This window comes from Bradyrhizobium sp. SMVTL-02 (assembly GCF_051853005.1).
Lineage (GTDB): Bacteria > Pseudomonadota > Alphaproteobacteria > Rhizobiales > Xanthobacteraceae > Bradyrhizobium.
The window spans coordinates 2,994,948-3,005,137 of record NZ_CP182469.1 but is presented as its reverse complement, the minus strand read 5'-3'; the positions used below and the strand labels follow the sequence as shown (position 1 = coordinate 3,005,137).

Sequence of the window (10,190 nt, the reverse complement as noted above, 5' to 3'; positions counted from 1 at the left end):
ACTCTCACAGGCTCTTGGCCATGCGCGGATCGAGCGCATCGCGAAGGCCGTCGCCGAGCAGATTCACGGCGAGCACGGTGACGGACAGGAACGCCGCCGGGAAGAACACGATGTAGGGCTTGACCTGCCACAGCGCGCGGCCTTCGGCCATGATGTTACCCCAGGACGGAATCGTGGGCGGCGTGCCGGCGCCGATGAAGGACAGGATGGCCTCGGTGATCATCGCGCTGGCGCAGATATAGGTCGCCTGCACCAGCATCGGCGCAACCGTGTTGGGCAGGATGTGGCGCAGGATGATCATCGGCGTGCGCGTGCCGCAGGCGACCGCCGCGTCCACATAGGGCTGCTCGCGCAGCGACAGCACGACGCTGCGCACGAGGCGCGAGACGCGCGGGATCTCGGCGATGGTGATCGCGAGGACCACGTTGCCGACGCTGCCGCGCGTCAAGGCCATCAGCGCGATCGCCAGCAGGATCGGCGGTATCGACATCAGGCCATCCATGAAGCGCATCAGGATGCCGTCGGCCCAGCGGATGAAACCCGAGATCATGCCGATCGCGAGCCCCGCCGCGGATGCGAAGATCGCGACCGACAGGCCGACCGTGAGCGAGACCCGCGCGCCAAACAGCACGCGTGAATAGATGTCGCGGCCGAGCACGTCGGTGCCGAACCAGAAATCGCCCGACGGCGCCCGCGTCCGCTTGGCGGGCGCAAGCGCGGTCGGGTCGACCGTGCCGAGATAGGGCGCGAAGATCGCGATCAGCACCAGGGTCAGCAGCAGCGCGCCGCCGATCGCGACCGTCGGATGGCCGCGCAACAGGCCGATGAAGCCGCGCCGGATCTTGACCGGCCGTAGGATGTCCGGCAGTTGCGGTGCAAGGACGAGGCCGGCCGGAAGCGATTGCGGGTTGACGGTGGTGTCGGTCAATAGCGGATCCTCGGGTCAACGAGCGTATAGGTGACGTCGATCATCAGATTGACGAGGACGTAGACGAAGCTGAACAGCAGCACGATGCCCTGGATGACCGGATAGTCGCGTCGCAGGATCGCGTCGATCGTGAGCCGGCCGAGGCCGGGAATCGCGAACACGCTCTCGGTGACGACCGCGCCGCCGATCAGCAGCGCGATGCCGATCCCGATCACGGTCACGATCGGCACCGCAGCGTTCTTCAGCGCATGAATGAACAGGATGCCGCCCTGCCCGAGGCCCTTGGCCTTGGCAGTGCGGATGTAGTCCTGCTGAAGGACTTCGAGCATGGCGGCGCGGGTGATGCGCGCGACCAGCGCGATGTAGACGCAGCCGAGCGCGACCGCGGGCAGGATCAGGTTCTCCAGCCACGGCCAGAAGCCTTGTGTGAGCGGCGTATAGCCCTGCACCGGAAGCCATTCGAGTTCCAGCGCGAAGATGTAGGCGAGCATGTAGCCGACCACGAAGACGGGCAGCGAGAAGCCGAATACGGCAAAGCCCATGATGATCCGGTCGATCAGGCTGCCGGCCTTCCACGCCGCCACCACGCCGAGCGGCACCGCCACCACGATCGTGAGCAGCAGCGTGACGATCATCAGCGACAGCGTCGGTCCGAGACGCTGCCCGATCATCGCCGAGACCGGCAGATTGGTGAAAATCGAGGTGCCGAGATCGCCGTGCAGGATGCGCCAGACCCAGCTTCCGAACTGGATCAGGAAGGGCCGGTCGAGGCCGAGGCTCTGGCGGATGCGTTCCACATCCTCCGGGCTTGCCTGATCGCCCGCGATCACCACGGCCGGATCACCCGGCGCAATGTAAAGCAGGCTGAACACGAACAGCGCGACGATTGCCATGACCGGCAAGGTCGCGACGATGCGACGGAGGATGTAGGAGAGCATCTGGCCTCAGCGCACGATCAAGCGGACTTCGACACGCCCCAGAACCAGGGCAACGGCCCCTTGGTCACGCCGGAGACGTTCTTGCGCCACGCGGTGTAGCTCAGGAAGAAGCCGGTCGGCGCGTACACGACGTCATCCAGCGCCGCCTTGTTGAGACGGCCGATGGCGGCCTTCTCCTCGTCGAGGTTCTTGGCCTCGAACCACGACGTGACCTCCTTTTCGGTCGCCGCGCTGGTCGGCCAGCCGAACCAGGCCTTGTCGCCATTGGCGCGAATGGCGGTGTAGGGAGCCGGATTGACGCAATCGGCGCCCGCATGCCAGGTGTGGAACATGTTCCAGCCGCCCTGTCCGGGCGGTGTCTTCTGCGCGCGGCGGGAGCCGACCGTGCCCCAATCGGTCGCGACGAAGTCGACATTCATGCCGAGCTTCTTGAGCAGGTCGGCGGTCACGTCGCCCATCGCCTTCGTGATCGGCTGATCCTGTGCGACGAGACACGTCACCGGCTGGCCGGAATAGCCGCTCTCCGCGAGCAGCTTCTTGGCGGCGTCCAGATCGCGCTTGCCCTTCAGAATCTCGCCACCCACCTCGGTGTAGAGCGGCGTATCCGGCGTGAAGTAGCCGGGCAGCGGCTTCCACAGCGAATTGTCGTCGCCGACGATCGCGCGCATGTAGTCTTCCTGGCTCAGCGCCATCAGCACCGCACGCCGCGCCTTGACGTCGTTGAAGGGCGGATGGAGGAAGTTCATGCGGAACGAGCCGACATTGCCGAGCGGATCGCCGATATCGACGTTGATGTTCTTGTTCTTCTTCAGAACCGGAACGAGATCCGCGATCGGATTCTCCCACCAGTCGATCTCGCCGTTCTGCAACGCGGCTGCTGCGGTTGCCGGATCGGGCATGATCACCCACTCGATCCGATCGATCATCACCTGCTTGCCGCCGGCGAGCCAGGACGGCTTCTCCTGCCGCGGCGAATAGTCCGCGAATTTCTCGAACACGGCCTTGGCGCCGGGGACCCACTCGCTCTTGGCGAACTTCAGCGGACCGGAGCCGACATATTCAGAGATCTGCTTGAACGGATCGGTCTGCGCGATGCGCTCGGGCATGATGAAGGCGCATGGCGAATTGTTCTTGCCCAGCGCGTAGAGCATCTTCGGGTAAGGCTGCTTCAGCACCCATTTGAAGGTACGGTCGTCGACGGCCGTCAGCTCCTGCTGGAGGGCCTTGATCATCAGGCCCATCGGATCGCGCGCCGCCCAGCGGGTGAGGCTCGCCACGACGTCCTTGCTCAGCACCGGCTCGCCGTCGTGGAATTTGAGGCCCGGGCGCAGCTTGAACGTCCAGGTCGTACCGTCATCCGTCACTTCCTCGGACTCGACCATCTGCCGCTGCGGCTGAAACGAGGAATCGATGCCGTAGAGCGTGTCCCAGACCATCGCGGCCGCGTTGCGCACGACGTATTGCGTGCCCCAGATCGGGTCGAAATTGGCGAGATTGGCCTGCGGCACGAATCGCAGGGTGCGGGCCGCCGCGCCCTGGGCGATCGCCGGGGCCGAGAGGCCGCCCGTCAATGCCAGACCGCCCGCGCCAGCCAGTCCCTTCAATACCGTCCTGCGATCCATGAAGTCCTCCCGATAGTGCCCGATGCCAGCTGTTCATTGGCCAAGGGCAAGTGAAACCGAGCCCAATTGCAAGCAAATGGTATGCCACTAAATGCGCCTTCGCCAGCGGGATCTCATCTTGACCGGCCCACGTTGACTTGGCCGGCCTTAAAGAGCAGCCGCCAGCACCGCGCCGGTCTCGATATGCGGGATCGCCTCGACCAGCTTGCGGGTGTAGTCGGTCTTCGGATTATCGAACAGCGCCCGGCTCTCCCCCTGCTCCACGATGCCGCCATTGCGCAGCACGATGGTGCGGTCGCACAGCATGCGCACGACGTTGAGATCGTGGCTGACGAACAGCAGCGCAATGTCGTTTTCGCGCCTGAGGCGATCGAGCAGCTGCAGCACAACCGCCTGCACCGAGACGTCGAGCGCAGCGGTCGGCTCGTCCAGCACGAGCAGGCGCGGCCTGCAGGCGATGGCACGGGCAATGCCGACGCGGGCCTTCTGACCGCCGGAGAGCTGGTGCGGAAAGCGCGCCAAGAGATCGAGCGGCAGCCCGACGCGCTCGGCGCATTCCTCGACCCGCCGCCGCAACGCATCGCCCGCCCGCAGGCCCTCGAGCCGCATCAAGGGATGGGCGATGCAATCGAAGGCAGTGAAGCGCGGATTGAGGCTCTCGTTCGGGTCCTGGAACACCATCTGGATGTCTTTGCGCAAGGGCGAACGGTGAAAGTCGCGCGAGGCGACATGCCCGATCGACTGTCCGTCGAACACGATGTCCCCATCGCTCGGATCGATCAGACGGCAGATCATGCGGGACGTCGTGCTCTTGCCGGAACCGGATTCGCCGACGAGACCGACACTCTCGCCGCCGGCCATCGTCATCGAGAAATCGGCAACCGCCGCGGAGCCCTGGTCGAAACGTTTTGCCAGCTTGCGCACTTCGAGCAGCGGCGGCGTGCCGGGTGCGGGCTCCCGCCTCGGCGCGCTGAGGACAGTCGCGTAACGCTCCCGCTCCTCCTCCGTCACGAGATCCTCGATCCGGGACGTCGCGGTCGGCGACGCCGCAACCAGGCGCTTCGTATAGGCGTGCTGCGGCGCGCTGAAGAGAGTCCTCGGGCTCGCCTCCTCGACGATGCGGCCGCGCTCCATCACGGCGATGCGGCGGCAATAGCGGGCCGCGAGGCCGAGGTCGTGCGTGATCAGGATCGTCGCCATGCCACGCGCGGCGGCGATGTCCGCGAGGAGATCCATCACCACCTTCTGGGTGGTGACGTCGAGGCCGGTGGTCGGCTCGTCCGCGATCAGGAGCGCGGGATTGCAGGAGATCGCGATCGCGATCATGACGCGCTGGCACATGCCCCCCGAAAGCTCGTGCGGATAGGCATTCATCCGCGCCTCGGGATCACGGATCTGGACGGCCCGCAACAATTCGAGCGCCTCGGCCCGCGCCGCGTCCTTCGATATCCGCTTGTCGTCTAATCGCTGTCAACTGCCCTGGGTACCGGACCTTGTCGTCTTCGAGGTCGGAAGAATGTGCCGCCTCATCATGGCCCTCGCCAGTGGATCTCCCCATGTGATTCCCGCGGTCTGAAGCCGCCCAAGAAGTTACGGGATAATCCAGCCAGCGTCCTTCCAGGACGATCTACAGAGATATTGGCTTAGCTAGCTAGGCTCAGGTAGCCGGCGCAGCTGCGAACTCCGTGCCATCCAGCCAGATACGATGCAGGATGATGGAGAGTTTGCGCGCCACGGCGACCTTCGCCTTTCGCGACCCGATCCGAGCCATCAATTGCTGCCCCCAACGGCGGAGTGCACTATCTTTGCGCACGCGCGTCATGAGCGCGTTGGCCGCCTCGAACAGAAGGCTTCGGGCCATGCGGTCGCCTGACTTGGATATCCGGCCAGAGATATCGACCTCGCCGGATTGATAGCGCCGAGGTGTCAGGCCGAGAAACGCTCCGACATCGGTGGATCGGGAGAAGCGGTTAGGATCGTCGATGGCCGTCGTGAACGTCAATGCAGTAATCGCGCCTACACCGGGGATCGTTATCATGCGCTGGCAGGCCTCATGGGAGCGCGCGAGACGTAGAAGTTGCGAATCGAGCCTCTGCCTGCGCTCTCCCGCAACACGCCAAGCCTCAAGCAGCGCGTCAATGGCGCTTCGGATCAAGGGGTCCGCCGGACATCGCGTGAGCACTGCGCGCTCGAACGTTCCGCCCTTACCGGCTGCGAGCACCACGCCGAAGGTCTTCAGTAGACCACGAATTTGATTGTAAAGCGTCGTACGAATCGCAACGAGTTCGCTTCTGGCTGAGAGCAGGGCTCGGATACGACAGCTCTGCAGGCTCTTGATGGCGACGGGCCGGTACCAACCGGAGCGCACCACTTGCGCGATCCCAAATGCATCGTTCACGTCCGTCTTGTTAACTTGTAGCGAGAGCGCCGCCGCGACATGGCGCGCGTGGATGCAGTCGATTGGAACGTCGACAGCGCGCAGCCCATGCCAAAGCCAGATCGCCAGCGGCCCGGTTTCCATGCCGACCCGAACTGCGTCTGGAGCGTGCTCGCGCAGCGCCATTGCGATGCACTCCGGTTCCGAGGAGCATTTGCCCCGCCAAGTGCGCCGACCGTCACCGTCGATGACACAAATCTCCGTTTCCTTTTGCGATACGTCCAAACCAACATAAAGCGTCATCACATGCTCCTCTTTTGCACTGAGGAGAACATTCTGCCTCAGTCTCGCGCGTGCGATTAGGCCATGTGGGTGAGGATCGCGTCCGCGATCTGCAGGCCGATCGCGCGGATCGGGTTCAGCGCCGACCGCGGGTTCTGGAAGATCATCGACATCGCGGCGCCCTGGAGATGACGGAGGTCGTCTCCCCCAAGCTTCGTCACGTCCTGCCCGCGGAACAGGATTTTTCCGGCGGTGACGCGGCCGGCGGCATCGAGCAGCCGCGTCGTCGCAAAGCCGGTCACCGACTTGCCCGAGCCGCTCTCGCCGACGAGGCCGAGCATCTCGCCGGCCCCAAGGTTGAGCGAAACGCCGCGCACGGCCTCGACCATGCCACGCCGCGTCGAGAACGAGACGTGGAGGTCCTCGATCCTGAGCAGTTCCTCGCTCATGTGCGCATCCGGGGATCGAGAATGTCCCGCATCCCGTCCCCGAGCAGATTGAAGCACAGCACGGCCATCATCAGCGCAAGGCCCGGAAAGGCGACCAGCCACCACTGCCCGGTCGAGATGAAACGCGCGCCCTCCGCGACCATGATGCCCCATTCCGGCGTTGGCGGCTTGACGCCGAGGCCGATGAAGGACAGGCCTGCGGCATTGAGAATGGCCCAACCGAGATTGAGCGAGATCTGCACCGCCATCGCCGGCAGGATGTTCGGCAGCAGGAAGCGCAGCACCACCGAGAAATGGCTCTCGCCGCATGCGCGCGCGGCCTCGACCCACCCGACATTGCGACGCACATTCACCTCGGCGCGAGCGAAGCGGATGTAGAAGGGAAGATTGATGATCGCGGTTGCGACCACGATGTTCTCGATCCGGTTGCCCAGCGCTGCGACCATGGCCATCGCCAGCACGAACAGCGGAAAGGCCATCATCACGTCGACGAAGCGGCCGACGGCGCGGTCCAGCTTGCCGCCGGCATAACCGCAGAACGAGCCGACGACGGCGCCGATCAGGAAGGAGATCCCGACTGCGGAGACCGCAATGGCGAGATCGAGCCGTGCCGCGACGATGAGACGGCTGAACACGTCGCGGCCGAGCTGGTCGGTGCCGGCGAGATGCGCCGCGCTCGGCGGCTGCAGGGCCTCCGAAACGTTGGAGACCACGGGATCATAGGGCACGATCCAGGGGCCGAAGATCGCGAGCAGGACGAACACCGTCACCCCGGCCGCAGCCACCGCCGTGAGCGGGTTGCCGCGCAGGATCCAGACCGAGTGGCGAAGGGTTGCGCTGGTCATTCGATCGACACCCTGGGATCGGCGATGCCGTAGCAGATGTCGACCACGAGATTGACCAGCACGAACAGGCTCGCCATCAGCAGCACGAAACCCTGCACCGGCGCATAGTCGGACGACAGCAGCGCATCGAGCGCGTAGGAGGCCACGCCCGGCCAGGAGAACACCTTCTCCACCAGCACGTTGGCACCCAGCATGGTCGAGAACACGATGCCGGCGATGGTGATGACGGGCAGGATCGCATTCCGCAGCGCATAGGTGACGACAACCTTGCGCCAGGACAATCCGACCGAGCGCGCGGTGCGCACGAAATCGCTGCCGAGCGACACCAGCATCGAGGCGCGCGTGATCCGCGCCAGCGGCGCGATTACGAACAGCGCCATGCTCACCGCCGGCAGGATCAGCTGCTTGCAGGCCGCCCACCAGCCCTCGAAGTCGCCGGCAAGCAGGAAGTCGATGGAGAGAAAGCCGGTGCGCTGCGGCGGCAGCGAGGTGAAGACGTCGATCCGCCCCGTGGGATCAGGCGCGAGCCCGAGCAGATAGTAGAAGACGTAGATCAAGAGCAGGCCCGAGACGAAGGTCGGCACGCAGACGCCGAGCGCGCAGAACAGCCGCACGCCGTGATCGATGATCGACCCCGGCCGCAGCGCCGCGATGACGCCGAGCGGCACCGCCGCAATCAGCGCGATCAGCAGCGCGGTGAAGGTGAGCTCCAGGGAGGCCGGCAGGCGCTCGCGCAGATCCTTCAGCACCGGCTGGCCGGTCATCATGGAGCGGCCGAGATTGCCGTGGCCGATGTCGGAGAGATAGAACACGAGTTGCTCCGGCACCGATTTATCGAGCCCCATCTGCTTGCGGATCAGCTCGATCTCCTCCTTGCCCGCATTGGGCCCCGAGGCGAAGAACACCGCGGGATCCCCCGGCAGGACGCGCATCAAAAGAAAGGTGAAGACGAGCACACCGAACAGCGCCGGCAGCGACGACAACAGCCGCCTGCCCGCCCGCACCATGGTTGCGCCAAGACCGGTCGTCACCTTTCAGAGCCTCCCTCGCTTTCCGATATCACTTGCGGCTGACGTCGCGATAGTCGACCTGGCGATGGAACTCATAGGTGTAGCCTTCGATCGACGGCGCCATGACGGCGTCCTGGTTCGGCTGCCACAGCATGATCTGCGGCATCAGTTCAAAGTGCATCGCGTTGAGCTTGCGGCCGGCTTCCTCGTACTTGGCCTTGTCAGGCTCGAAGCGGGCTTCCTGCGCAATCGCGGCAAGATCCGGGTTGTTGATCGAAGAGTAGTTCCAGCGCTGATTGCCGGTGTAGAAGTTGCGGTAGAAGTAATCGGTCGACGGCAGCCAGGCGACGATGCCTTCGGTGTAGAAGGGAAGCTTCTTCTCGTTGATCTGCGTCGACATCTGCGCATCCGGCAGCTTCTGGATATCGACCTTGATCCCGATCTTGCCGAGCGATTCCTTGACCAGAGCCGCCATCGGCTCCGCCGTCGAGGCCTGGCCGACGTTGAAGCTGAATGTGGTCGAGAAGCCCTCGGGGAGACCTGCGGCCTTCAGATATTCCCTCGCCTTGTCGAGGTCGAGCTTCACCGGCTGCTGGAAGGGGTAGATTCCGGTTGCCGGCTTGCCGTCTGGCCAGTTCGCGCCGAACAGCGGCGAACCGCGGCCGAACAAGGCGGCCTTGAACATATCGTCATAGGGCAGCGCGTAAGCGATGGCGCGCCGGACATTGACGTTGTCGAACGGCGGGATCTGGTTGTTCATCGAGACGAAGGTGATCGAATTGTACTGCGGCGTCGAGATCACCTTGAGCTTGCCCTTGGCTTCCAGCGACTGCACGTCGCTGGCCTGGAGATCGAGCACGAGATCGGCATCGCCGCGCTCGACCAGGTTGGCGCGGGTGGCCGGCTCCGGCACCGATTGCACGATGACGCGCTTGAAGAAGGCCGGCTTGCTGGCCGAGCCGCGGTTCCAGTCCTCGTTGCGCTTGACGATCACCTGCTCGCCCGGCTTGAAGCTCTCGATCACGTAAGCGCCGCTGCCGGCAGTGTGCTCCTTCAGCCAGGCCGTTGCCCAGGGATCGTCAGCGGTCGCGTGCTCCTTTGCCACTTTCGAGTTGATGATCATCGGGTAGACAGTGGCAAGGTTCGGCAGCGCGAGCTTGTCCGGTTTTGGCAGCGTCACCTCGATGGTGAGCGGATCGATCACCTTGAACTGATCGGCCGACGTCAACGAGCCCGTCAGCAGCTGCGCCTTGCCGAGGATCGGCGCGGTGACGCAGCGATCGAGCGACCATTTGACGTCATCGGCCGTGACGGGCGAGCCGTCCTGGAATTTTGCATCCTTGCGCAGGCGGAAGGTGAGCTTCAGGCCGTCGGGGCTGACCTCGTAGGATTCGGCGAGCTCGCCCGTGATCGTGTCGAGATCGAACACCCATTTGCCATTGAGCTGCTTGCGGCCGAACGCGACCAGGCGGTCATAGGTGCTCATGCTCAGCGCGAAGGACTCGCGGGTCGAACCGGGGATGTTGGGATCGAGCGTGTTGACGGATGCGCCCGTCACATAGCGCAATGTCTCCGCCCTGGTTTGCGCCTGCGACGGCGCGGTGGCGATGAGCAACAGCGCAGTGGCAGCAAGGACTGAGGTCGCCGGCCTGAAAGACACAAAACGCATTGGTTTTTCCCTGAATTTCGAACGAGAACGCCAGCAAGGCAGGTTAAGAAAGAAGCAAGTTGCGCGCCAG

At 64.4% G+C, this 10,190-nt stretch carries 7 protein-coding genes and 2 pseudogenes; all 9 read right to left on the bottom strand.

Annotated elements, in window-relative coordinates:
• Window positions 1-4: 4 nt before the first annotated feature.
• The gene (locus ACNJYB_RS13965) at window positions 5-928 is read right to left on the bottom strand and encodes an ABC transporter permease (protein WP_439374490.1); all 924 of its coding nucleotides are present in this window, start codon (window positions 926-928) and stop codon (window positions 5-7) included.
• On the bottom strand, window positions 925-1,866 hold the full coding sequence (locus ACNJYB_RS13960) for an ABC transporter permease (RefSeq protein WP_439374489.1): 942 nt from the start codon (window positions 1,864-1,866) through the stop codon (window positions 925-927). The genes ACNJYB_RS13965 and ACNJYB_RS13960 overlap by 4 nt, the downstream gene beginning before the upstream one ends.
• A gap of 17 nt (window positions 1,867-1,883) precedes the next feature.
• The gene (locus ACNJYB_RS13955; protein WP_439374488.1) at window positions 1,884-3,488 is read right to left on the bottom strand and encodes an ABC transporter substrate-binding protein; all 1,605 of its coding nucleotides are present in this window, start codon (window positions 3,486-3,488) and stop codon (window positions 1,884-1,886) included.
• Window positions 3,489-3,635: 147 nt separating this feature from the next.
• Window positions 3,636-4,952: pseudogene (locus ACNJYB_RS13950) on the bottom strand (ATP-binding cassette domain-containing protein); the annotation flags it as partial.
• Window positions 4,953-5,145: 193 nt separating this feature from the next.
• Window positions 5,146-6,168 carry an IS110 family transposase gene (locus ACNJYB_RS13945; protein ID WP_439368201.1) on the bottom strand — a complete coding sequence of 341 codons (1,023 nt, stop codon included), beginning with the start codon at window positions 6,166-6,168 and terminating at the stop codon, window positions 5,146-5,148.
• A 65-nt stretch (window positions 6,169-6,233) separates the two neighbouring features.
• Window positions 6,234-6,596: pseudogene (locus ACNJYB_RS13940) on the bottom strand (ATP-binding cassette domain-containing protein); the annotation flags it as partial.
• Window positions 6,593-7,441, bottom strand: coding sequence for an ABC transporter permease (locus ACNJYB_RS13935; protein ID WP_439374487.1), 849 nt, complete (start codon window positions 7,439-7,441; stop codon window positions 6,593-6,595). The pseudogene ACNJYB_RS13940 and the gene ACNJYB_RS13935, both read right to left, overlap by 4 nt.
• Window positions 7,438-8,472 (bottom strand): ABC transporter permease, encoded by a 1,035-nt coding sequence (locus ACNJYB_RS13930; RefSeq protein WP_439374486.1) that lies wholly within the window; start codon window positions 8,470-8,472, stop codon window positions 7,438-7,440. Before ACNJYB_RS13930 ends, ACNJYB_RS13935 begins: the two co-directional genes overlap by 4 nt.
• A gap of 28 nt (window positions 8,473-8,500) precedes the next feature.
• Window positions 8,501-10,120, bottom strand: a complete 1,620-nt coding sequence (locus ACNJYB_RS13925; protein WP_439374485.1) for an ABC transporter substrate-binding protein — start codon at window positions 10,118-10,120, stop codon at window positions 8,501-8,503.
• Window positions 10,121-10,190: the final 70 nt, after the last annotated feature.